The sequence below is a fragment of the Cupriavidus sp. genome (genome assembly GCF_057315035.1).
In genome coordinates this window covers 110785-132790 of the sequence record NZ_DBHKYV010000019.1, presented here as the reverse complement: position 1 = coordinate 132790, position 22006 = coordinate 110785, and the positions used below count along the sequence as shown (strand labels likewise).

Below are 22006 nucleotides of genomic sequence, written 5' to 3'. Positions count from 1 at the left end.
GCGGCCTTTCTCGTTCTTGCTCGATAACAGGCTAAAATCCCCGCTTGCGGCCTTCGCGCCAACATCACTTTCCCCCTTCGCGCCGATGAAACAGTACCTCGACTTCATGCGCCATGTGTACGAGCATGGCACCGAAAAGTCCGACCGCACCGGCACCGGCACGCGCTCGGTGTTCGGCTACCAGATGCGCTTCGACCTGGCCGAAGGCTTTCCGGTGGTCACCACCAAGAAGCTGCACCTGAAGTCGATCATCCATGAGCTGCTGTGGTTCCTGCAGGGCTCGACCAACATCAAGTACCTGAAGGACAACGGCGTCACGATCTGGGACGAATGGGCCGATGCCAATGGCGAACTGGGCCCGATCTACGGCTACCAGTGGCGCGCATGGCCCACGCCCGATGGCCGCCATATCGACCAGATCAGCGAGGTAGTGCAGCAGATCCGCAACAATCCCGATTCGCGCCGCCTGATCGTGTCCGCCTGGAATGTGGGCGAGATTCCGCAGATGAAGCTGCCGCCCTGCCATGCGTTCTTCCAGTTCTATGTGGCCGATGGCAAGCTGAGCTGCCAGCTGTACCAGCGCAGCGCGGACATTTTCCTGGGTGTGCCGTTCAACATCGCCAGCTACGCGCTGCTGACGCACATGATTGCGCAGCAATGCGATCTGGAAGTGGGCGATTTTGTATGGACCGGCGGTGATTGCCACGTGTACAGCAACCACTTCGAGCAGGTGGCAACGCAACTGGCACGCACGCCGATGAAGCTGCCGACGCTGCGCATCAAGCGCAAGCCAGACAGCATCTTTGACTATCAGTACGACGATTTTGAACTGGTGGGCTACGAGTCGCACCCGGCAATCAAGGCACCGGTGGCCGTATGACCCTGTTGACCCTGATCGTCGCGCGTGCGCGCAATGGCGTGATCGGCCGCGACAACACGCTGCCGTGGCGCCTGCCCGAAGACCTGCAGCACTTCAAGCGCACCACGCTGGGCGCACCGATCATCATGGGCCGCAAGACCTGGGATTCGATCGGCCGTCCGCTGCCAGGCCGCCGCAATATCGTGGTCAGCCGCAACCGCGCGCTGGAACTCGCAGGCGCCGAGGTGGTGGGATCGCTGGAAGACGCGCAACGGCTTTGCGCTGGTGTGGAGCAGGTGTTCCTGATTGGCGGCGCGCAGCTCTATGCGGAAGCGCTGCCCAGCGCGGATCGACTGATCGTCACCGAGATCGATGCCGATGTACCTGGCGATGCGTTCTTCCCGGCCGTGGATCGCTCGATCTGGATCGAGGCGTCCCGCGAAAAACACCATTCTGAGGCGAATGGTTTCGACTATGCGTTCGTGACTTACGAACGTCCGCCGTCGGGCGAAGAATAGTTGTAGTAGGTACTCAGCTCCCCTCTCCCGCGCGCGGGAGAGGGGAGCAACCACCAACCAACCTTAATTCCCTGCGATCGTCATCTGTTCGATCAGGATCGAGCCGGTTTCCTTGGTGCCGCGCACCAGCGCATCGGCACCGATGCCTACGATCTGCTTGAACATCTCGACCATATTGCCGGCGATCGTGATTTCCTCGACCGGATACTGGATCACGCCATTCTCGACCCAGTAGCCCGACGCGCCGCGCGAATAGTCGCCCGTCACGTAGTTCACGCCCTGCCCCATCAGTTCGGTCACCAACAGGCCGGTTCCCATCTTCTTGAGCATGCCGGCGAAATCGTCGGCCGGTTGCGTCAGCGAACTGGTCAGCGTCAGGTTATGCGAGCCGCCCGCGTTGCCGGTGGTCTGCATGCCAAGCTTGCGCGCCGAATACGTCGACAGGAAATAGCCTTCCACCACGCCATCGCGCACCACATCGCGCGCGTGCGTGCGTACGCCTTCTTCGTCGAACGGCGCGCTGCCCATGGCACCGGGCACGTGCGGCCGCTCGTGAATCTGGATGTGCGGGCCGAACACGGCCTTGCCCAGCGTGTCGTACAGGAACGTCGACTTGCGATAGAGCGCGCCACCCGATACCGCCTGCACAAACGCGCCGAGCAGACCTGCCGCCAGCGGCGCCTCGAACAACACCGGGCATTTGCGCGTGGACAGTTTGCGCGCGTTCAGGCGAGCCAGCGCGCGTTCGGCGGCATAACGGCCAATGGCTTCGGGTTCGGCCAGTGCCTGCGGCGAGCGCTTCGACGAATACCAGTCGTCGCGCTGCATGCCGCCGCCGGAACCGGCGATCGGTGCGCTGGAAATGAAATGGCGCGAATAGGGATAGCCGCCCACGAATCCGCGCGAGGTGGCCAGCACGAATTGCGAATGCTGGGCCGACACACTGGCGCCGTCGCTATTCCTGATCTTCGGCGATACCGCGAACGACGCAGCTTCCGCGCGGCGGGCAATGTCGATGGCCGCTTCCGCATCGATATTCCAGGGATGGAACAGTTCCAGATCCTGCGGATTGCGCTCCAGCAGGTCTTCCTCGGCCAGGCCCGCGCAATCGTCTTCCGCCGTGAAGCGGGCGATGTTGTAGGCGGCTTCAGCCGTGGCGCGCAGCGCGGCCGGAGAAAAATCCGACGTGCTGGCATTGCCGCGCCGCTGGCCGATCATGACCGTCACGCCCACGATCTTGTCACGATTCTGCTCGATGGTCTCCACCTGCCCCTTGCGCACCGTCACCGACAGGCCGCTGCCTTCGGAGATCTCGGTGGCGGCATCGGTCGCGCCAAGTTCACGTGCCACGCGCAGCACATCGGCCGCCATGGCCTTGAGCTGATCCTGGGTATAAGTGAAATGCGCGGTCTGTTCGGCAGTCTGGCTCATATCGGCGGGCGTGATCAAAAGTCCAAACGGGAATCATAGCAAGATAAAATGCCGCCCATGACGCGAAATACCCGTAACACCTCCAACGGCCGTTTCCCGGGCGCCTTTGCCCCGGAAGACGACGACGACCTGCCCAAGAGCAAGTCCCAGCGCAAGCGCGACATGACCGCGCTGCAGGATCTGGGCGTAGAACTCGAGGCACTGGCCAAGGACCGCCTGGCCCGTGTACCGATGCCCGAATCGCTATCCGACGCGATCCTGGCCGCCCGCAAGATCACCAGCCATGAAGGCAAACGCCGCCAGATGCAGTTTGTCGGCAAGGTCATGCGTAGCCTGGACGACGACGAAGTCGAGGCCATCCGCGCCGCGCTGGAAGGCTTCAAGGGCACCAGCAAGGCCGAAACCGCCAAGATGCACCTGATGGAACGCTGGCGCGACCTCTTGCTGGCCGATGACGCCGCCCTGACCAAATTCCTGGGCGAACACCCGGGCGTGGACGCGCAGACCGTACGCAATATCATCCGTAATGCGCGCAAGGAAAAGGAACTGGGCAAGCCGCCGAAGTACTACCGCGAGCTGTTCCAGGTCATCAAGGCCGCGCTGGATGCCAGCAATGCCGACGACGACGCCCCTGCCGAGGAACCCAAAGCATGACACCCGTGGCCCGCAATCACCCTGACGAACTCGTGGTCGGCTTTGTATCGATCTCGGATCGTGCCTCATCCGGCACTTATCAGGATGAGGGCATCCCTGCCCTGCGCGACTGGTTCGGCAAGACGCTGACTTCGCCGTGGCAGGCCGTCGAGCGGCTGATACCCGATGAGCAGGCGCTGATTTCGCGCACGCTGATCGAACTGGTGGATGTGGCGGGCTGCGACCTGGTGCTGACTACCGGCGGCACAGGTCCGGCGCGACGCGATGTCACGCCCGAGGCCACGCTGGCCGTGGGCACCAAGGAAATGCCAGGGTTCGGTGAACAGATGCGCCAAGTGAGTCTGCACTTCGTGCCAACGGCAATCCTGTCGCGGCAGGTAGCGGTGATTCGCGAAACGCCGAGCCGCGCAGCGCTGATCGTCAACCTGCCCGGCCAGCCGCGCGCGATTCGCGAGACGCTGGAGGGACTGCGCGATGCGCAAGGCGCAACGATCGTCCAGGGCGTGTTCGCCGCGGTGCCGTATTGCATCGACCTGATTGGCGGGCCGTATATCGAGACCGATGAGACGATGGTGAAGGCGTTCCGGCCGAAGAGCGCGGTACGCCAGAAGCCGGTTGTTTAAGCACCGAAGACGGGCTCCCCTCTCCCATGAAATGGGAGAGGGGAGCAGACCTTACCTACTTCAAGCCCAAATACAGTCCGATCGGTACGAACACCACGGCGGCGATATTGCCGAGCAGGACGATCGAGGCCACCTGGTCTGGCTCCTGCCGGTAGTGATCAGCCACCAGGAAGTTGAGTACCGCGGGCGGCAGCGCCGCAAACACGAACAGCAGGCCGCGCTGCAAATCGCTCATCGGCACCCACCATGCCAGCAGCAATGCCACGGCAATGCCCGCCAGCGGGCATACGGCGGCACCCAGCACTCCCATTCCCCAGTTGCGCAGGCTCACGTCCTTCATGCGCACGCCGAGCGCGAACAGCATCAGCGGGACGGTGGAATCTCCAAGCAGCTTGATCGATTCATAGACCGGTTCCGGCAGCGAGAACACCGGCCGCGCGAGCGACAGCGCCACGCCGGCCACGGTGGCCAGGACCATCGGGTTGCGTGCGATCTGCATCATCGACGCCTGCCGGTTCACGATCTTCATGCCGATCGTGAAATGCATCAGGTTCGATGCCGCGAACAGCGCCACGGCGGGCGCCAGGCCCGCTTGCCCGAATGCGAAGACCGATAGCGGCAGGCCCATGTTGCCGCAGTTGTTGAACATCATCGGCGGCACGAACGTGCGCGGATTGGCGCCGCTCATCCTGGCCACGATCCACGCCAGGATGCCCGAGCCGATCACCACCGCCACCGCACAGGCCAGCAGCACCAGCTGGTCGGCCAGCACAAAGTCCTTGCTGATAAACGCCGATACCACCAGCAAGGGCGCGATGACTTCGAGCATCGCCCGATTGATGCCCGTCATGTCCGGATGCGCGCGGCGTCCGTACACCCAGCCGATCAGGATAATCAGGATGACCGGGGTGATGATCGAGACGATGCGCGTAAACATTACGCGGCAGGAGCGTCGGGAGCAGCCGGTGCGGGCAGCGAGGCAGCAGCCTCGGCCGGGGTCTTGATGAAATGCTGGCGGTAGTAACGCAGTTCTTCCACCGATTCCAGGATGTCGGCCAGCGCGGTATGCAGCTGGCGCTTGTGGAAGCCCTTGTGGATTGCCGGTTCCCAGCGCTTGCACAGTTCCTTGAGCGTGGATACGTCAAGGTTGCGGTAGTGGAAGAACGCTTCGAGCTTCGGCATGTAGCGGGCCATGAAGCGGCGATCCTGGCAGATCGAATTGCCGCACATCGGCGACTTGCTGGCCGGCACCCAGCGCTTCAGGAACGCCAGCAGTTCGGCCTCGGCCTGGGCCTCGGTCAGCGTGGATGCCTTGACCTTGTCGATCAGGCCCGAACGGCCGTGCGTACCCTTGTTCCAGTTGTCCATCCCGTCGAGCACGGCATCAGGCTGGTGGATCACCAGCACCGGGCCTTCGGCCAGGATGTTCAGCTCGGAGTCGGTGACCACGATCGCCACCTCGATGATCCGGTCGGTGTCCGGCTGCAAGCCGGTCATCTCCATGTCCAGCCAGACGAGGTTGTTTTCACTTTTTACGGAGGATGCGGCGGGGCTTGTCATCTGGCGGTACGGCTTGATATTGGAAATTCGAGGAAGGGAATCGCCCTGGATGCGGGTGGTCGGGGGCGAACAATTTATAATTCTCGCATATCTGCCCCAAATGGCCTGCCACGCACCTTCCGCGCGGGGCCATTGCCAACAAGGCTTGCCGATGTTCACGCTGATCTTTCTTGCCGCCCTGGTCGTCATGGTGCTGACCAAACTCTGGCTCGCCATGCGCCAGGTTCGCCATGTGGTGCGCCACCGCGACGCAGTGCCGGCACGCTTTGCCGACACCATTACGCTGTCCGCCCACCAGAAGGCGGCCGACTACACCGTGGCCCGTACCCGGCTGTCGATGCTCGAGGTACTGACCGGCGCCGCGGTGCTGATCGGCTTCACGATGCTGGGCGGCGTGCATGCGCTGAACCAGTTCTGGCTCCATGTCTTCGACGGCGGCGGCTATCTTTACGGCGTGGCGCTGATTGCCAGCGTGGCGCTGATCGGCGGCCTGTTCGACCTGCCCTTCTCGCTCTATGGCCAGTTCGTGATCGAGCAGCGCTTCGGCTTCAACAAGATGACCTTCGGCCTGTGGCTGGCGGACGTGGCCAAGATGGCCGTGGTGGCCTGCGTGCTGGGCCTGCCGCTGCTGCTGGCCGTGCTGTGGCTGATGGACCGCGCCGGCACCTACTGGTGGCTCTACACCTGGCTGCTCTGGGTGGGTTTCAGCCTGCTGCTGCAGATCATCGTGCCGACCTTTATCGCACCGCTGTTCAACAAGTTCGAGCCGCTGACCGACGACAGCCTGCGCGAGCGCATCGAAGCGCTCCTGCGCAAGTGCGGCTTTGCCAGCAAGGGCCTGTTCGTGATGGATGGCAGCAAGCGCAGCGCGCACGGCAACGCCTATTTCACCGGCTTTGGCGCGGCCAAGCGCATCGTCTTCTTCGACACGCTGCTGTCGCGCCTGGACGGCGAGGAAGTCGAAGCAGTCCTGGCGCATGAGCTGGGCCACTTCAAGCGGCGCCATGTGGCCAAGATGATCGCGGTCACGTTCGCGCTGTCGCTGGTCTTCCTGGCCGTGCTGGGCTGGCTGGCCACGCGCGAATGGTTCTTCACGGGCCTGGGCGTGCTGCCGAACTTCGGCAGCAGCAATCACGCGTTGGCGCTGGTGCTGTTCTTCCTGGCGCTACCGGTGTTCACGTTCATCCTGGGGCCGCTGGCCAGCCAGTCGTCGCGCAAGCATGAGTTCGAAGCTGACGAATTCGCCGCGCACCAGACCAACGCGAGCCATCTGGTGTCGGCGCTGGTGAAGCTGTACAAGGACAACGCGTCGACCCTGACACCCGATCCGATCTATAGCGCGTTCTACTATTCGCATCCGCCGGCTGCCCAGCGGATCGACCGCCTGCTGTCGTACGCATGAACCGCAGCGCACGCCACCATAACGCCGGAAAGGGTGCCGGCAAGGGTAACGGAGCCGATTCCGAGTCCGCACTGATCGTTGCCGCGCACGGCCGCCACTACGTGGTGGAGCGCACCGATGGCTCGCACCTGCATGCGTTCCCGCGCGGCAAGAAAAGCGATGCCGCGGTGGGCGACCACGTCCGCATCGAACTGGCCTCGGCCGACCAGGGCGTGATCACGGGCATCGATCCGCGCAAGAACCTGCTCCATCGTTCGGACCAGTTCAAGTCCAAGCTGCTGGCGGCCAATATCGACCAGGTCATTATCGTGCTGGCCACGGAACCGGGCTTTTCGGAGGATCTGCTGGGCCGGGCACTGGTCTCGGCAGAGGCGCTGGAAATTCGTCCGCTGGTGATCCTGAACAAGACCGACCTGACCGAGCGGCTCGACGAGGCGCGCGGCCGGCTCCGGCTCTACCAGGACCTGGGCTATGACACGCTGGAACTGTCGGTCCATGCCCGCCCGGAGGAAACGCTGGCGGCACTGCAGCCGCGCACGGCCGGTCTGTCGAGCATCCTGATCGGGCAGTCGGGCATGGGCAAGTCATCGCTGCTGAACCTGCTGATCCCGGGCGTCGAAGCACAGACGCGCGAGATCTCGGCCAAGCTTGACTCAGGCAAGCACACCACCACGTTCACGCGGCTCTATCACCTGCCTGAGGCCTGGGCCGTGGTCGATGGCCGTCCCGGCTACCTGATCGATTCGCCGGGCTTCCAGGAATTTGGCCTGCACCACCTGAGCGAAGGCATGCTCGAACGTGCCTTCCCCGAGTTCCGTCCGCGCCTGACCGAATGCCGGTTCTACAACTGTCACCACATCAATGAACCCGGCTGCGGCGTGCTGACTGCGATCGACGGCGGCGAGATCTCGCCGCGCCGCCATCAGCTCTATACGCAGTTGTTGCACGAGTCACGCCAGCAAAAGCCGTGGTAACGTAGGCGCACCTGCCTCGTTGCCGCATTGCATATGAAACTGCTGCTGAGGACGCCTTCGCTGGTTCACGCCGCGCATTGCGAGAACGTACTGCGCGCCGCCGGCATCCATGCCGAGGTACGCAACACCTGGCTGGCTGGCGCGGCCGGCGATATTCCGCTCAACGAAAGCGCTCCGCAAGTCTGGATCCTCGATGACGCCGCGGAAGCCGAGGCATGGGCCGCGCTCAATGCCGCGGCCAATCCCGCACCCGGTCCGCGCTGGCAGTGCCACGCTTGCGGCGAATGGCACGAGGCGCAGTTCGGCGCGTGCTGGCAGTGTGGCGGAAGCCGCGAATAGCCAGGTTGCACACCATGGCCCGCTCGTTGCGGCGCAACAAGGATCCCGAAGGCTATCGCCTATATTGAAAGCCCGTCTGACAACTGTCGCGATGCCCCGCGTCGGAGGTTGCAATCATGAGCATGGCTACCCGGCTGGCGAACTGCCTGGCCCGCAAACAGAGCCGGTTCGATATCGTTCGTCACCCCCATGCCACTGGCGGCCTGGCATCGACCGAGGTCACCCACGTTCCCGGTGATCGAATGGCCCGGACCGTGTTGCTGGAAGACAGCAAGGGATACCTCACCGCGGTGATCCCGTCGACCCACCACCTGAAGCTGTCTGAAATTCGCGAGCAGACCGGCCGCAAGCTGTCGCTGGCGCATGGCGCCGGGTTGCGCGAGGTCTTCAAGGACTGCGACCCGGAAGCGATTCCGCCGGCAGGGTTCGGCACGCAGACCTGGCTCGACGACAGCCTGTTGACGCATGCCGACGTCTACTTTGAAACCGGCGATCACCAGGAGCTGGTGCATATGAGCGTCGAGCAATTTGCCGAGTTGATGGCCGACGCCCGACGCGGACATTTTTCGCACCGCGTGATGTAGCACTCCGCATGCCTCAGCCCCAAGAAAAAAGCACCACGGCCGTGGTGCTTTTTTCGTTGAGGCATCGGTGTTGCCGGCTGTCTTAGCCCACCCACAGTGCCAGCGAGATCATCGCCAGCAGCAGCATCCACAGGATCACGGCGCGCCAGACCAGTCCCACCGCCGATTGCAGCGTACGAATGCCCGGGTCCGCGCCGTACTCTGGCGGCACCGGTTCGGCATCGCCCATGCCCGGCGCGTAGTCCACGCCAGCCAGGCTGGTACGCAGCATCACGCTCGAATCCTCTTCGGCCAGCGGCTGGCCCAGCCGCACGCCAAGTGCCCCGCCGCCACTGGCCAGCAGGATGCCGTTGACCGCGTCATTCCACTTGCGCGCATGGTTACGCCACGCGTAGACCGCGTCCTCGAAGTTGCCGACGATCGCAAACCCGATTGCCGTCAGTCGCGCCGGCACCCAGTCGAGCACATAGAACGCCTTCGCGGCAAACCGTCCCAGGGCCGGGCTACGTTCGTTGGACGGTGTATTCCATTGGCGATTCAGGAATTCGGCCGTGCGATACAGCACGACCCCGCCCGGGCCAATCGGCACCAGGAACCAGAAGAACACGCCGAACACATGCCGATGCACGGCCACGATGGCCGCTTCCAGCGTATGGCGCACGATTTCGCTGACCGGCATTTCCAGCGTATCGAGCCCGGTCCACTCGTGCAGCAAGGTGCGCGCGGTGTGCAGGTCGTCGCGGTTCAGTGCCTCGTGGATATCGGTGAAGAAGTGGCTGAACTGACGGAACCCCAGGGTGAGGTACAGCAGCAGCACGTTCCAGAACAGCGTCAGGGCGACGCTGACCGACGCCAGCAGGTAGTGGACGATCACCGCCGCCAACGTAAGCGGCAGCACGACCGTCAGCCACGCCAGCGCGGCATCGCGCGGGCGCCCGGTATCGAAGGCGTGTTCGGCTCGCTCACCGAGCACGCGCACGATGTCGAAAATAGGATTGTTCCGCCCCAAGGCACGGAACTGTTCGGCAATCAGCGCCAGGAGAATGGAAACGAAGGTCATCGCGTGACGATTTATCAGCACGCGGCGATGTGCCGCGGCGTTCGCATGGCGGATAGCCAGACGATAGCATAGCGGCAGGCAATGTTAAGAAAAGACCTGTAAGTACTGGTTACTACGGATGCGCCAGAACACCCGCTTTCAGGCGGGTGTTCTGGCTCGGCAGCACTGGCGCATGCCCCCTGCTCGCTTGTACGCTTGCAGGGCCTGTGACGATCAGGCGGGCAGGTCGAAGACCAGCACTTCGGCGCCGGCGCCCTTTTCAAGGCTCACGGCATCCTCGCCATCGAACCTGGCCGCATCGCCCGCTTCCAGCGCATGGCCGTTCACCGTCACCCGGCCGCGGGCCACATGCACATAGGCCTTGCGACCCGGCTGCAGCGCCAGCGTCGCCGCTTCGTCGCCATCGAACAGGCCACCAAACAGCCGCACGTCCTGGTGAATCACCACCGAACCCTCGGCACCGTCGGGGCTGCCCACCAGGCGCAGGCGACCGCGCTTCTCGGCGGCCTCGAAGCGCTTTTCCTCGTAACCGGGCTCGATGCCTTCCTGGTTTGGCATGATCCAGATCTGCAGGAAATGCGTGGTGTCATGCGCGGCATGGTTGTACTCGGAGTGACGCACACCCGTGCCGGCACTCATGCGTTGCACGTCGCCAGGACGGATCACGCTGCCGTTGCCCATGCTGTCCTTGTGGGCCAGTTCGCCTTCCAGCACATAGCTGATGATCTCCATGTCGCGGTGACCATGGGTACCAAAGCCCATGCCCGGCGCGACGCGGTCTTCATTGATCACGCGCAGCGGGCCAAACTGGATATGGCGCGGGTCGTAGTAATCGCCAAACGAAAAGGTGTGGTACGACTTGAGCCAACCATGGTCTGCATAACCGCGCTCTTCAGACTTACGGATTTCAATCATTTTGATGGCCCTCCTGAGGCCGTGGCATTGAACCCGTTTCGTGGCTTTCACCAACAGTTCCGGGCTCATCGGCGTTTCGATGCTAGGCAGTTTAGGGGAGCGGGAGTATATTGGCGGGCACCACTTTAGAAGCACTTGTTCAGAAATTCTGAATATGCCCCTGTCACTCGAATCCCTCGAAGTCCTTGACGCCATCGAGCGCAAAGGCAGTTTTGCCGCCGCCGCCCATGAAATGGGCAAGGTGCCTTCAGCACTGACCTATGTGGTCCGCAAACTCGAGGAAGACCTCGATGTGCTGCTGTTCGACCGACGGCGCCACCGGGCCGAACTGACCCCGGCCGGCCGCGCGCTGCTGGACGAGGGGCGCCACCTGCTGCATGCGGCCGACGACCTTGCGCGACGCGTCAAACGGCTGGCCACGGGCTGGGAAGCCAACCTCAATGTGGCGGTCGACGATCTGGTCAATTTCCGGGCGCTGCTGCCGGTGATCCAGGACTTCTACGCCGAGAACACCGCCACGCGCCTGCGCTTTTCGAAGGAAGTGCTTGGCGGCACCTGGGATGCTCTGGTCAGCAACCGCGCGGACCTGATTATCGGCGGCGCATACGAGACCCCGAGCACGCAGGGTTTCCAGGTCCGGCCGCTGGGTTCGATCCCGTTTGTCTTTGCCGTCGCCGCGCATCATCCGCTGGCTACCGAGGAAGGTCCGCTGACCACGATCCAGATCGCCAGGCACCGCATCGTCGCGGTGGGCGATACCTCGCGCAACCTGCCCGCGCGCACCCATGGCGTGCTGGCCGGACAGGACGTGCTGGTAGTGCCGACAATGCGCGACAAGCTCGAGGCCCAGATCCGCGGCCTGGGATGCGGCTGGCTGCCGGCGCCGATGGCGCAGCCGCATATCGAAAGCGGCGTGCTGCAGGTACGCGAAACGGTGGAAGTCCGTGCGCCCGGCAATTTCAAGGTGGCCTGGCGTACCAACACGCGCGGCAAGGCGGTGCAATGGTGGGCCAACAAGCTCGAGGATCCACGGCTGGCGCAGGCGCTGATGCAACAGTCGCCGCAGGCGCAGCCGGAATCGTTCGAATAGGACCGCCGACCGCGGATCTCGCGAATCTCGCGGATCACGAAGCATCCCATCCACGCACCATGCAGCAACGCTACCGGGGGCGCTTTGCCCCCTCCCCGACGGGTCCCCTGCACCTTGGCTCGCTGGTCACCGCATTGGCCAGTTGGCTCGACGCGCGCGCCCATGGCGGTGACTGGCTCGTACGCGTGGAAGACATTGACTATCCACGTTGCGTCAGGGATGCCGATACCGGCATCCTGGCCACGCTGGATGCGCTGGGCCTGCATCCCGACGAACCGCCGGTCTGGCAAAGTCGTCGCGAATCACTGTACGCCGATGCATTGCGCCAGCTCGATGCGGCTGGCCACCTGTATCCCTGCGGCTGCTCACGCAAGGAGATCGCCGACTCGCTAGTGCACGTGCGCGAGCGTCACCAGACGCTCGGCTACCCGGGCACCTGCCGCAACGGCCTGCACGGCAAGCTGCCGCGCGCCTGGCGTGTGCGCGTGCCCGATGGCCCCGCGGCAACCATCTGCTTCGACGATCGCTGGCAAGGCCGCCAGTGCCAGGACCTGGAAACCGAACTCGGAGACTTCGTGCTGCGGCGTGCCGACGGGCTATGGGCGTACCAGCTGGCCGTAGTAGTCGACGATGCGGTACAGGGCATCACGCATATCGTGCGCGGCGCCGACCTGCTCGATTCCACGCCGCGCCAGATCCATCTGCAGCATCTGCTGGGCGCACCGACACCGGCCTATCTGCACGTGCCCGTAGTGGTCAATGCGCTTGGCGAAAAACTGAGCAAGCAGAGTGGCGCGCAGGCGCTCGATACCACGGCGCCGCTCGATGCGCTGCGGCAAGCCGGTGCGCATCTGGGCATCGTGAACGGGGAAGCGACGGTTACCGCGTGGCTGGCAGCGGCTACCGATCAATGGAAAGAAAAACTGGCGGCACCAGGCCGCCAGTCATAGACCAACCATACGACTACCAAGCCGTGATCAGGACTTGCGCGGCGCCCCACCGAGCAGCGCCGCAACCGGACGCTTCGGTGCCTGGCGGCCACGTGCCAGCGCGGCAGCCAGTTGGTCTTCGGCCTTCGGGGCCGGCGTGTAGTTGCCCGAAGGCTCGTACGGACGCGAGAAGAACGGATCGTCCGACGGACGGAATGCCTGACGGCCATTCGGCTCGGTACGGCGGCGGCGCGGCGCCGCTTCCTCGGCTTCACCGTTTTCGCGCGGGCGGCGCGTATCGGCACGCTCGCGGCGGCGGTTGCTCTCTTCCTGGCGGGCACGCTCGCCAGTCGGATCGAATCCGTCGAGTTGGCCGCGCGGCACCGAGCGCTTGATCAGCTTTTCAATATCGGCCAGCAGGCGGTCATCGCTGCCCGGCACGTAGATCGACAACGCGTCGCCACTGGCGCCGGCGCGGCCGGTACGTCCGATGCGGTGCACATAGTCTTCAGCACTGAACGGCAGGTCGAAGTTGATCACGCACGGCATGGCCGGAATGTCGAGGCCACGCGCGGCCACGTCGGTGGCTACCAGAGCGTCGATCGTGCCGCTCTTGAAACCGTCGAGCGTCTGCATGCGTTCGGTCTGTGTCTTGTCGCCGTGGATGGCCGCGGCGTTGATGCCCTCACGCTCCAGATGACGCGCGAGACGCGAGCAACCGATCTTGCTGTTGACGAACACGATGCATTGCTTCGACTGCTGCTCCGAAGCACGCTGCTTGAGCAGGTGCACCACGGCGGCCTGCTTGTTGCCGTCCTGCACCGGATACACGATCTGGCGCACGTTCTCGTTGGTCGAGTTGCTGCGCGCCACTTCGATCGTCACCGGCTGCTTCAGGTAGCTCGATGCGAGCTTCTTGATCTCGGGCGAGAACGTGGCCGAGAACAGCAGCGTCTGGCGTTGCGCCGGCAGCAGATTGATGATGCGCTGCAGGTCGGGCAGGAAGCCCATGTCGAGCATGCGGTCCGCTTCATCGAGCACCAGCATCTGCACCTGCGAAAGGTTCACCGATTTCTGCTGCACGTGGTCCAGCAGGCGACCCGGCGTGGCAACCAGGATTTCGACGCCACGGCGCAGCGCATCGGTCTGCGGATTCATGTCCACACCACCGAACACCACGGTGCTGCGCAGGTCGGTGTGCTGGGCGTAGCGCGCCACGTTGTCATAGACCTGGTCGGCCAGTTCACGTGTCGGTGTGAGCATCAGCGCGCGCACCGGATGGCGTGCCGGCGATGCACTGCCATTGGCCAGCGGCAACAGACGCTGGATGATCGGCAGCGCGAAGCCCGCGGTCTTGCCGGTACCGGTCTGTGCGGCGCCCATGACATCCTTGCCCAGCAGCACCACGGGAATGGCCTGTGCCTGGATCGGCGTGGGCTTGGTATAACCCTGGTCGGACAAGGCGCGCAGGATGCGCGGATCCAGCCCGAAGCTTTCGAACGTCTGCTCTGCTGCTGGGGTCTGGTCTGGGGTGGTCGTCATCGTCATCAATGGAGTGTCGGTGCAGGGCGCGAAGCCGAGGCAATGGACACGCGTCTGGAACAGGTCTACGGGCCGCCACGCGCACCGAAAGATGGGAGTTGGCGAATTACCCGGAAAATCAAAGACTTGGATTCTACCACCAGAGTCGGGAAGCGGACACCGGGGCTGCCTGAGAGTATTAGCGCTTGTGGTGTCAAAGATATGTCAACAGCATGTCACACAAGCCCGCGAGCATAGCGCGCCGGCCAAATGCCGCTTACAGCTACCCAAGACTCACTCAGAAGCGTCTTATCATGACCACCGCCCTGCCCGTCCAGCCTTCCGACCTGACCCGCCGCCGTTTCCTGCGCACTTCGAGCCACTTCCTGGGCCTCGGCGCCGGCTTGGCCGTGCTGGGTCCATCAGCACTGGCTGCCCCGGCCGTGGTCACCTCCGGACGTCCGGGTGCTCCCGACGGCATCCAGCTTGGCGATCCATCGGACGACGGACTGGTGGTGTGGGCGCGTGCCGACCAGCAGTCGCGCATGGTGATCGAGTACGCCACCACCGCCGATTTCCGCAACGCGATGCGCATTTCGGGGCCGCTGGCCAGCAGCGAGACCGATTTCACCGCCCGCACCCAGCTGACCGGCCTGCTGCCGGGCCAGCAATACCATGTGCGCGTGGCCTTCGAGAATGCCGCACAGCGGCGTGGCATGGGCGCGTGGATGGAAGGCAGCTTCCGCACCCGCGCAATGACCACCGACCGTCCGGTCCGCTTTGTCTGGTCCGGTGACACCGTAGGCCAGGGCTGGGGCATCAACCCCGACCTGGGCGGCATGCGCATCTACGAAGCGATGCGCCAGCGCAACCCCGATTTCTTTATCCATAGCGGCGACACCATCTACGCCGACAGCCCGATCACGGCCGAGCAGAAGGCCGAGGACGGCCGCATCTGGCGCAATGTTGTCACCGAGGAAGTCAGCAAGGTCGCCGAGACGCTCAAGGAATTCCGTGGCCGTCATCGCTACAACATGATGGACACCAACGTGCGCCGCTTTGCGAGCCAGGTCCCGCAGATCTGGCAGTGGGACGATCACGAGGTGACCAACAACTGGTCAGACTCGAAAGACCTGTCCGCCGATGCCCGCTATACGGAGAAGGATGTGCGCCTGCTGGTGGCGCGTGGCAGCCGTGCGTTCCTCGAGAACGCGCCGATGCGCTGGCACCGCCTGGGCCTGGCCGAACGCGTACATCGCAAGATTGCCTATGGTCCGCTGCTCGATGTGTTCGTGCTCGACATGCGCAGCTTCCGCGGCCCGAACGGCTACAACCGCGAGACCACCGAAAGCGCGGAAACCGCGTTCCTCGGCAACGCGCAGCTGGACTGGCTGATGGCCGAACTCACGGCGTCGCAGGCCACCTGGAAGGTGATCGCCGCCGACATGCCGATCGGCCTCGGCGTACCCGATGGCAAGGATGCGCAGGGCCGCGCGAAGTGGGAAGCCATTGCCAATGGCGACGGCCCGGCGCTGGGCCGCGAACTGGAAACGTCACGCCTGCTCACGCGTATCAAGCAGGCCGGGCTCCGGAACGTGGTGTGGCTGACCGCTGACGTGCATTACTGCGCCGCGCATCACTACGCGCCGGAGCGCGCGGTGTACAAGGACTTCGATCCGTTCTGGGAATTCGTGGCCGGCCCGCTCAACGCGGGCAGCTTCGGGCCCAATCCGCTCGACAACACGTTCGGCCCGCGCATCGTCTACCAGAAGGCGCCCACCGCGCAGAACATGTCGCCGTTCGCGGGCTTCCAGTTCTTTGGCGAGGTCAATATCGACCCCGCATCGCGGGCCATGACCGTGGACCTGCGCGACCTGAACGGTGTGTCGCAGTTCCAGCAGACCCTGCCGGCGCAGGCCTGACGCCAACACCGGCCCGCTGACAACGGGATCAGTCGCTCTTGATCCCGTTGTCCTTGATGACCTTGCCCCACTTCGCATAGTCGTTGTGCATGCGCGTGGCCAGTTGGTCGGATGGCAGGTATGACGCCACCGTGCCCGCACCGAGCATCTTCTGCTGCACGGTCGGATCGGCCAGCGCGCCCTTGAGTGCATCGGACAACTTCGCCACGATGTCCTTCGGCGTGCCGGCCGGCACCAGCAAACCACCCCACGACGACGCATCGAAGCCCGGGAAGCCCTGCTCCGCAACGGTCTTAACTTCGGGGGCAAACGTCACGCGCTTGCTCGACCCCACCGCGATCGGACGCAGCTTGCCCGCCTTGATATGTGGCAGCGCGGCGATCATGTCCGAGAACATCATCGGCACCTGTCCTGCCAGCAGGTCGGAGATCGCCGGCGCACTGCCCTTGTACGGCACGTGCTGCACGTCGAAACGACCAAGGTTCTTCAGCAGTTCGGTCGACAGATGGCCAAAGCTGCCATTGCCGGCGCTGGTGTAGTTCATCTTGCCCGGGTTGGCCTTGGCGCGCGCGATGTATTGCTGCAGGTCGGTGACATCGGGTAGTGCTTGCGGGTTCACCACCATCACGATCGGCAGTTCGTAGGCATTTCCGACCGGCGTGAAGTCCTTGAAGATGTCATAGCCCTTGCGTGGCAACAGATGCGGCGCCAGCAGCGTAGGCGTAGCCAGCATCACGAGCGTGTAGCCGTCGGGCGCGGACTTGGCCACCGACTCGGTGCCGATGGTGCCCGATGCACCGGGACGGTTGTCGATCACGATCGGCTGCTTCAGCGTCTCGCTCATCTTCTGGCCAATGATGCGCGCCGCCGTATCGGTGGGTCCACCCGCCGGGAACGGCACCACCAGACGAAGCGGTTTGTCCGGATAACCCTGCTGCGCGAACGCGGCAATCGAAGCGAACGGCAGCAGCGCTGCCAGGGCCAGCGCGGAAAGCGCCAGACGACGTTGATGACGTTGATGACGATGCTGCACAGTGCTTCCTCCAATATCGACCGGCCGTGTTGGATATGGCCAACCGTGTCTTCTCGATTGTTGTATTCGTTGTGCGTAGTTGCGTGGTTGCTGTATAGCGCGCTCAGAGCTTCATCAAACCCTGGCGGAACAGGCGTGCATCCATCTGGCGCAGATCCTCGGCCACAGCCACGGGCGTGGCGCATTGGTCGAGCACATCGCGCTGCAAGTCCACGCCGGGCGCAATCTCCACCAGCGTCAGGCGCGGCTCGCCGTTTGCCTCGGCACGCATCTCAAACACCGCGCGTTCAGTCACGTAGAGCACGGGCACGCCCAGCGATGCCACATACGGACCGTTAAAGCTCAGGTGCGAGACTTCAGGAACGATCTTCTTGACGCGACCTTCCTTGACGATCTTCAGTTGATCGTTTTCCGTGCGGACCTCGAGTCCACCCGCCGTCAGCGTGCCCATGAACACCACGGCACGCGCGCTTTGCGTGATATTGATAAAGCCCCCCACGCCGGCGATCAGCGCGCCCTCGCCTTCGCCAAACTTGCTGACATTGACGTTGCCGTGTCCGTCGAGCTCGGCCAGACCCAGGATGGCCAGGTCGATACCGCCACCTTCGTAGAAATCGAATTGCGCGGGTTGGTCCACCACCGCTTCGGGATAGGCCGACGCGCCGAAGCTCAGGCCGTCGGCCGGCGTGCCGCCGATCGGGCCCGCTTCCACGGTCAGCGTGAAGCCATCGAGTCCGGCCTGGTGCGCCAGCGCGCCAACGGCAGCCGGCATGCCCACGCCAAGGTTCACCACGCGCGGTTGGCGCGCAGCCAGTTCCATCACGGCACGGCGTTGCACGATGGTGCGGGCGTCGAGCGGTGCCGATGCCGCGGGTAGTGCTTCAGCTTCCTTCGCTTTCTCCGCGGCGTCGGCGGCCTCGCCCCGCCAGGGCCGCACATAGGCTTCGTTGTACGTTTCGGCAAACGTCATCTGGTGATGTGCTGGCTGCTCGCTGACCACCACGTAATCCACCAGGATGCCGGGCACATGAATCGCCTGCAGGTTCTGGTGATAGTCGACCAGCGACTCCACCTGTGCAATCACGATGCCACCCGAGTTGTGCGCGGCCTGGGCCATGGCCAGCAATTCATGATGGAACGCTTCGCGATGCGTGCTCAGGTTGCCGCGCGTATCGGATGCCGTGCAACGAATCAGCGCGCAATCGAGGCGGAAGCTCGGATAGAACAGATACTCATCGCCACGAAAATCGACGGCTTCCACCCAGTTGGCGGTGCCGGCGGCAATGGCATCGCGCGCACGCTGGTTGACGGCGCCGCCGTGATAGCGCGCGTCCTGTGCGGTGCGCGGATCCACAAACGTATGCAGGCCGATCTTCGTCAGCACGCCGGGCTTGCCACCCGCAATCGCCCGATACAGATGCGTCAGCACGCCCTGCGGCAGATTGAAGCCTTCGCATTCCTCTTGCATCGCCAGCGTGGCCAGGCGCGTGGCGGAACGCCAGTGCCCGCCGACCACGGCACGCGTCATGCCGGCATTGCCAAAGTGATTCACCCCACGCGCACCGCGATCGCCCTGCCCGGCCGAATAGACCAGCGTCAGGTCGCGCGGCAATCCGCTCTGCAGGAAGCGTTGTTCCAAGGCCTCGGTCACGCCCTCTGCATGACCCGCACCGACAAAGCCCGCGCTGCCCACGGTCCAGCCGCTCTGGACGAGTTCCGCCGCCTGCGCGGTGGTGATCACCTTCATTGCCGTCTCCTGAGTCTTTTCTGTCGTGGTTTCTACCGAGCCACGTTTTGCGAACAAATGTTCGCGAAACACCTATCATACGGATCGGGCAGCCAGATGCAAGTCCGGTCTGACCCGCAGATTCCCACTATTCCAATCCGACATGCCGCGCAGCGACACCCTGCAACCTGACGACGCCCCAGAAATCCCAAAGAAGGAAGAACTGCTCGATTCGCTGACCAAGGGCCTTGCCCTGCTGCGCCTGTACGCCAGCGGCGCCGAACAGCTGACCATGCAGGAGGTAGCGGAGCAACTCGACGTGACCCGGGCCGCGGCACGCCGCCTGCTGCTGACGCTGGCGCACAACGGCTATCTGGCGCAGCGCGGCCGCAATTTCGTGCTGACCCCCAAGGTGATGGATCTCGGCTATGCGTACTTTGCGTCGATGAATCTGCCGCAGCTGGCGCGCCCCTATCTGCAGGCCCTGTGCGCCGAAGTTGGTGAAAGCTGCTCGATCGGCATGCTCGATCGCGATGCGGTAGTGCTGGTGGCGCGCGAGGAGCCCAGTCAGTTGCTGCGCGTGGACATGGCGATTGGCCGCCGTATGCCCGCCTATGCGCATTCGCTCGGGCGCGTGCTGCTGGCCGGTCTCGACGATGACGCACTGGCCGCATACTTGGCCAATGCCGAACTGCGCAAGCTCACCCCGTTCACCATCAGTTCCCGGTCGGCACTGTCACGCAAGCTCGCACAGGTGCGTGCCGATGGCTACTGCACGCTGGTCAGCGAACTGGCCGACGGGTTCGCCGGTATCTCGGTGCCGCTGCATGACCAGACCGGCAAGGTGGTGGCAGGGCTGGGCCTGAGCATGGTGCTGGGCAGCCGCGACCAGGCACATCTGGAAAAACACCTGCTGCCGCCGCTGCGGTTGGCGGCGCAGCGTATCGAACTGATCCTGAAGGCGCGCTGAATTTCGTCGGCAGCCAACGCATGAAAAAGCCCCGCTGGCCGGGGAGGTCGCGGGGCTGAAGTGGTAGCGGGGCAAGGATCCTGTTACCCCGCTGGCAATCTTGAGGGAAGCGGCGTACCCCCACATCACCCGATTGTGGGGGTCTTGGTGGGGTATCGCACAAGGTTGATGACTCAAATTTCGCCAGCAGTGCTGTCGAGCCGACTATTCGTGTGGCAACGCGGCGAACGACGGAAACTGTTCGACTGCCTGCGTGAACGCGGCCAGTGCCGGATGCCTGGCGGGATCAACCTGCCCGGGCAGCAGTGCCTGAGTAAATGTCCACACCACAGCCGCGGTCAGGCCCGCCTGATCTAGCGCCTGCTCGTTGGCGGGTAACGGCATCGTCGTCACCTCCCGCTCCAGCAACTCAAACGCGCTGGCCCGCTGCCCATTGACGCGCTCCACCCACGGCTGGTGCACCTTCTCGGTCGGCCGCAGGTTGTGCTCATACACGTTCTGCACAGCCTTCTCGCACGCGGCCAATGCCAGTCCGATGATGCGCAGCGACCGCTGGCGCGCTGCCAGATCGGTCGGCATCAGGCTGCGCCCGGCCAGCGCTTCGGCGTAGTCGATGATCAAGGTCGAATCCATCAGCACCACGTCGTTGTCGCAAACCAGCGTGGGCGCCTTGACCACCGGGTTGATCGCACGAAACTGCTCGAAGGTGCGGAACACCGATACCGCTTCATGCGAGAACGACAGGCCAAGCAGCCGCATCGAAATTGCCGCGCGGCGCACGTAGGGGGAATCGAGCATGCCGATCAGTCTCATGTCTTGCGCTCCGGTCAGTGTTATGAGGTTTTGGACAGCAGGAGCCATACGATAGCGCAGGTTGGCGGCGTGCCCGGATGACACTTGCGCTGCTGTAAGATCGGGGATCGTTGTCGCCCCCATTTTTTCCTCGCCCTGCCATGAAAGCCGCCGACCGCCGCCGCGCCATCCTTGAACTCGTTCTGGCGGGCGAGGATGCCAATGTCGAACGCTTGACCTCCAGTCTTGGCGTTTCCGAAGCCACAGTACGCCGCGACCTGACCGCACTGGCGCGCGAAGGCCGCATCGTACGTACCTATGGCGGTGCCGCCGCGCTGATGCAGGTAGGCGGCCATGAGCCCGAGGCCTCGCTCGAAGAACGCAAGGCACTGCAGCGCGACCAGAAGGAAGCCATTGCCCGGATGGCGGCAAGCTTCGTGCAGGATGGCGACGCGGTGCTGCTCGACAGCGGCACCACGGCTACCGCGCTGGCCCGGCTACTGGCGGCGCGCGAAGACCTGCATGTCTACACCACCAACCTGCTGGCCGTGACGGCACTGGCGGCCCTGCCCAAGATCCGTGTCACGCTGATTGGCGGCGACGTGCGCCCGTCCAGCATGGGTACCTTCGGACCGCTGGCGCAGGTGGCACTATCGCGCATCAGTGTCGACAAGGCCTTCCTCGGCGCCGATGGCGTGGTGGCCGGCTTGGGCCTGTGCGAGGCCAGCGCGGAACAGGCCTACCTGAAGGAATGCATCATCCGCCAGGCTGCCGATATCTTCGTGCTGGTCGACTCCACCAAGCTCGGCCGCGCGCGCCAGCAACACTGGACCCCGCTCGAACGCGCCTGGACGCTGATCACCGATGGCGAGGCCAGCACGGCGCAACTGGAACCTTTTCACGCGTTGAAGCAGGTGCGCGTGGCAGTGGCCAGTTGATCGGCTACTGGTTTGCTCCCCTCGCCCATGCAATGGGAGAGGGGGCGGGGGAGAGGGCATGGCGGTTCTGCTTGCCATCTGTCGCAATCTGAACCGCTGCCCCTCTCCCCCAGCCCCTCTCCCGCGCGCGGGAGAGGGGAGACGACCTACGGTAGTTCAAATGCCG

22 protein-coding genes are annotated in these 22006 nt (G+C 64.1%); 13 read left to right on the top strand and 9 right to left on the bottom strand.

The window, feature by feature from the left end:
* The first annotated feature begins 85 nt into the window (after positions 1-85).
* Both ACO550_RS22090 and ACO550_RS22085 read left to right on the top strand, forming a co-directional pair.
* Complete coding sequence (locus ACO550_RS22090) at positions 86-880, top strand: thymidylate synthase (RefSeq protein WP_315598414.1); 795 nt, start codon at positions 86-88, stop codon at positions 878-880.
* Positions 877-1377 (top strand): dihydrofolate reductase, encoded by a 501-nt coding sequence (locus ACO550_RS22085; protein WP_315598413.1) that lies wholly within the window; start codon positions 877-879, stop codon positions 1375-1377. Before ACO550_RS22090 ends, ACO550_RS22085 begins: the two co-directional genes overlap by 4 nt.
* Positions 1378-1440: 63 nt before the next feature.
* Here ACO550_RS22085 and pmbA read toward each other — a convergent pair whose 3' ends face one another.
* Positions 1441-2808, bottom strand: a complete 1368-nt coding sequence (gene pmbA, locus ACO550_RS22080; protein WP_315598412.1) for a metalloprotease PmbA — start codon at positions 2806-2808, stop codon at positions 1441-1443.
* 48 nt (positions 2809-2856) lie between these two features.
* Here pmbA and yjgA point away from each other — a divergent pair, with 48 nt between their 5' ends.
* On the top strand, positions 2857-3462 hold the full coding sequence (yjgA, locus tag ACO550_RS22075) for a ribosome biogenesis factor YjgA (RefSeq protein ID WP_315598411.1): 606 nt from the start codon (positions 2857-2859) through the stop codon (positions 3460-3462).
* A complete protein-coding gene (mog, locus tag ACO550_RS22070) occupies positions 3459-4085 on the top strand; it encodes a molybdopterin adenylyltransferase (protein WP_315598410.1) in 627 nt (208 codons plus the stop codon). The genes yjgA and mog overlap by 4 nt, the downstream gene beginning before the upstream one ends.
* Before the next feature lie 55 nt (positions 4086-4140).
* On the opposite strand, the gene ACO550_RS22065 is transcribed toward mog, so the two are convergent.
* Positions 4141-5022, bottom strand: coding sequence for an AEC family transporter (locus ACO550_RS22065; RefSeq protein ID WP_315598409.1), 882 nt, complete (start codon positions 5020-5022; stop codon positions 4141-4143).
* Positions 5022-5645: an oligoribonuclease gene (gene orn / locus ACO550_RS22060; protein ID WP_315598408.1), complete on the bottom strand. Its 624-nt coding sequence runs from the start codon at positions 5643-5645 to the stop codon at positions 5022-5024. Before orn ends, ACO550_RS22065 begins: the two co-directional genes overlap by 1 nt.
* A gap of 151 nt (positions 5646-5796) precedes the next feature.
* Here orn and ACO550_RS22055 point away from each other — a divergent pair, with 151 nt between their 5' ends.
* From ACO550_RS22055 to ACO550_RS22040, 4 genes are all read left to right on the top strand, one after another.
* Complete coding sequence (locus ACO550_RS22055) at positions 5797-7047, top strand: M48 family metalloprotease (RefSeq protein WP_315598407.1); 1251 nt, start codon at positions 5797-5799, stop codon at positions 7045-7047.
* The gene (gene rsgA / locus ACO550_RS22050; RefSeq protein ID WP_315598406.1) at positions 7044-8021 is read left to right on the top strand and encodes a ribosome small subunit-dependent GTPase A; all 978 of its coding nucleotides are present in this window, start codon (positions 7044-7046) and stop codon (positions 8019-8021) included. Before ACO550_RS22055 ends, rsgA begins: the two co-directional genes overlap by 4 nt.
* Positions 8022-8054: 33 nt before the next feature.
* Positions 8055-8360, top strand: a complete 306-nt coding sequence (locus tag ACO550_RS22045) for a putative signal transducing protein (RefSeq protein WP_315598405.1) — start codon at positions 8055-8057, stop codon at positions 8358-8360.
* Positions 8361-8476: 116 nt separating this feature from the next.
* Positions 8477-8944, top strand: a complete 468-nt coding sequence (locus ACO550_RS22040; RefSeq protein WP_315598404.1) for a YbaK/EbsC family protein — start codon at positions 8477-8479, stop codon at positions 8942-8944.
* A gap of 82 nt (positions 8945-9026) precedes the next feature.
* Here the strand turns inward: ACO550_RS22040 and ACO550_RS22035 are convergent, their stop codons facing one another.
* Together ACO550_RS22035 and ACO550_RS22030 are read right to left on the bottom strand one after the other, a co-directional pair.
* A complete protein-coding gene (locus tag ACO550_RS22035; RefSeq protein WP_315598403.1) occupies positions 9027-10004 on the bottom strand; it encodes a CobD/CbiB family protein in 978 nt (325 codons plus the stop codon).
* A gap of 213 nt (positions 10005-10217) precedes the next feature.
* Positions 10218-10919: a pirin family protein gene (locus tag ACO550_RS22030; RefSeq protein WP_315598402.1), complete on the bottom strand. Its 702-nt coding sequence runs from the start codon at positions 10917-10919 to the stop codon at positions 10218-10220.
* 154 nt (positions 10920-11073) lie between these two features.
* On the opposite strand from ACO550_RS22030, the gene ACO550_RS22025 reads away from it, so the two are divergent.
* Together ACO550_RS22025 and gluQRS are read left to right on the top strand one after the other, a co-directional pair.
* Complete coding sequence (locus ACO550_RS22025) at positions 11074-12009, top strand: LysR family transcriptional regulator (protein WP_315598401.1); 936 nt, start codon at positions 11074-11076, stop codon at positions 12007-12009.
* A gap of 59 nt (positions 12010-12068) precedes the next feature.
* Positions 12069-12959, top strand: coding sequence for a tRNA glutamyl-Q(34) synthetase GluQRS (gene gluQRS, locus ACO550_RS22020; protein ID WP_315598400.1), 891 nt, complete (start codon positions 12069-12071; stop codon positions 12957-12959).
* A 27-nt stretch (positions 12960-12986) separates the two neighbouring features.
* Here the strand turns inward: gluQRS and ACO550_RS22015 are convergent, their stop codons facing one another.
* The gene (locus ACO550_RS22015) at positions 12987-14486 is read right to left on the bottom strand and encodes a DEAD/DEAH box helicase (RefSeq protein ID WP_315598399.1); all 1500 of its coding nucleotides are present in this window, start codon (positions 14484-14486) and stop codon (positions 12987-12989) included.
* A gap of 287 nt (positions 14487-14773) precedes the next feature.
* On the opposite strand from ACO550_RS22015, the gene ACO550_RS22010 reads away from it, so the two are divergent.
* On the top strand, positions 14774-16381 hold the full coding sequence (locus tag ACO550_RS22010) for an alkaline phosphatase D family protein (protein WP_485994957.1): 1608 nt from the start codon (positions 14774-14776) through the stop codon (positions 16379-16381).
* A 28-nt stretch (positions 16382-16409) separates the two neighbouring features.
* On the opposite strand, the gene ACO550_RS22005 is transcribed toward ACO550_RS22010, so the two are convergent.
* The gene (locus ACO550_RS22005; protein ID WP_315598910.1) at positions 16410-17414 is read right to left on the bottom strand and encodes a tripartite tricarboxylate transporter substrate-binding protein; all 1005 of its coding nucleotides are present in this window, start codon (positions 17412-17414) and stop codon (positions 16410-16412) included.
* Positions 17415-17517: 103 nt separating this feature from the next.
* Complete coding sequence (locus tag ACO550_RS22000; protein WP_315598909.1) at positions 17518-19161, bottom strand: acyl CoA:acetate/3-ketoacid CoA transferase; 1644 nt, start codon at positions 19159-19161, stop codon at positions 17518-17520.
* A gap of 142 nt (positions 19162-19303) precedes the next feature.
* Here ACO550_RS22000 and ACO550_RS21995 point away from each other — a divergent pair, with 142 nt between their 5' ends.
* Positions 19304-20110, top strand: a complete 807-nt coding sequence (locus ACO550_RS21995; RefSeq protein ID WP_485994956.1) for an IclR family transcriptional regulator domain-containing protein — start codon at positions 19304-19306, stop codon at positions 20108-20110.
* A gap of 204 nt (positions 20111-20314) precedes the next feature.
* Here the strand turns inward: ACO550_RS21995 and ACO550_RS21990 are convergent, their stop codons facing one another.
* Positions 20315-20923, bottom strand: a complete 609-nt coding sequence (locus ACO550_RS21990) for a glutathione S-transferase (RefSeq protein ID WP_485994955.1) — start codon at positions 20921-20923, stop codon at positions 20315-20317.
* 140 nt (positions 20924-21063) lie between these two features.
* Between ACO550_RS21990 and ACO550_RS21985 the strand changes: the two genes are divergently transcribed.
* The gene (locus ACO550_RS21985; protein WP_315594774.1) at positions 21064-21840 is read left to right on the top strand and encodes a DeoR family transcriptional regulator; all 777 of its coding nucleotides are present in this window, start codon (positions 21064-21066) and stop codon (positions 21838-21840) included.
* Positions 21841-22006: the final 166 nt, after the last annotated feature.

What these genes read in the sequence shown, in the direction of transcription:
- ACO550_RS22035 (WP_315598403.1), bottom strand. Translation starts at nt 10,004, where the DNA reads ATGACCTTCGTTTCCATTCTCCTGGCGCTGATTGCCGAACAGTTCCGT.
- pmbA (WP_315598412.1), bottom strand. Translation starts at nt 2,808, where the DNA reads ATGAGCCAGACTGCCGAACAGACCGCGCATTTCACTTATACCCAGGAT.
- gluQRS (WP_315598400.1), top strand. Translation starts at nt 12,069, where the DNA reads ATGCAGCAACGCTACCGGGGGCGCTTTGCCCCCTCCCCGACGGGTCCC.
- ACO550_RS22040 (WP_315598404.1), top strand. Translation starts at nt 8,477, where the DNA reads ATGAGCATGGCTACCCGGCTGGCGAACTGCCTGGCCCGCAAACAGAGC.
- ACO550_RS22015 (WP_315598399.1), bottom strand. Translation starts at nt 14,486, where the DNA reads ATGACGATGACGACCACCCCAGACCAGACCCCAGCAGCAGAGCAGACG.
- ACO550_RS22010 (WP_485994957.1), top strand. Translation starts at nt 14,774, where the DNA reads ATGACCACCGCCCTGCCCGTCCAGCCTTCCGACCTGACCCGCCGCCGT.
- ACO550_RS22090 (WP_315598414.1), top strand. Translation starts at nt 86, where the DNA reads ATGAAACAGTACCTCGACTTCATGCGCCATGTGTACGAGCATGGCACC.
- ACO550_RS22055 (WP_315598407.1), top strand. Translation starts at nt 5,797, where the DNA reads ATGTTCACGCTGATCTTTCTTGCCGCCCTGGTCGTCATGGTGCTGACC.
- ACO550_RS22085 (WP_315598413.1), top strand. Translation starts at nt 877, where the DNA reads ATGACCCTGTTGACCCTGATCGTCGCGCGTGCGCGCAATGGCGTGATC.
- orn (WP_315598408.1), bottom strand. Translation starts at nt 5,645, where the DNA reads ATGACAAGCCCCGCCGCATCCTCCGTAAAAAGTGAAAACAACCTCGTC.
- mog (WP_315598410.1), top strand. Translation starts at nt 3,459, where the DNA reads ATGACACCCGTGGCCCGCAATCACCCTGACGAACTCGTGGTCGGCTTT.
- ACO550_RS21990 (WP_485994955.1), bottom strand. Translation starts at nt 20,923, where the DNA reads ATGAGACTGATCGGCATGCTCGATTCCCCCTACGTGCGCCGCGCGGCA.
- yjgA (WP_315598411.1), top strand. Translation starts at nt 2,857, where the DNA reads ATGCCGCCCATGACGCGAAATACCCGTAACACCTCCAACGGCCGTTTC.
- ACO550_RS22025 (WP_315598401.1), top strand. Translation starts at nt 11,074, where the DNA reads ATGCCCCTGTCACTCGAATCCCTCGAAGTCCTTGACGCCATCGAGCGC.
- ACO550_RS22065 (WP_315598409.1), bottom strand. Translation starts at nt 5,022, where the DNA reads ATGTTTACGCGCATCGTCTCGATCATCACCCCGGTCATCCTGATTATC.
- rsgA (WP_315598406.1), top strand. Translation starts at nt 7,044, where the DNA reads ATGAACCGCAGCGCACGCCACCATAACGCCGGAAAGGGTGCCGGCAAG.
- ACO550_RS22000 (WP_315598909.1), bottom strand. Translation starts at nt 19,161, where the DNA reads ATGAAGGTGATCACCACCGCGCAGGCGGCGGAACTCGTCCAGAGCGGC.
- ACO550_RS22030 (WP_315598402.1), bottom strand. Translation starts at nt 10,919, where the DNA reads ATGATTGAAATCCGTAAGTCTGAAGAGCGCGGTTATGCAGACCATGGT.
- ACO550_RS21995 (WP_485994956.1), top strand. Translation starts at nt 19,304, where the DNA reads ATGCCGCGCAGCGACACCCTGCAACCTGACGACGCCCCAGAAATCCCA.
- ACO550_RS21985 (WP_315594774.1), top strand. Translation starts at nt 21,064, where the DNA reads ATGAAAGCCGCCGACCGCCGCCGCGCCATCCTTGAACTCGTTCTGGCG.
- ACO550_RS22045 (WP_315598405.1), top strand. Translation starts at nt 8,055, where the DNA reads ATGAAACTGCTGCTGAGGACGCCTTCGCTGGTTCACGCCGCGCATTGC.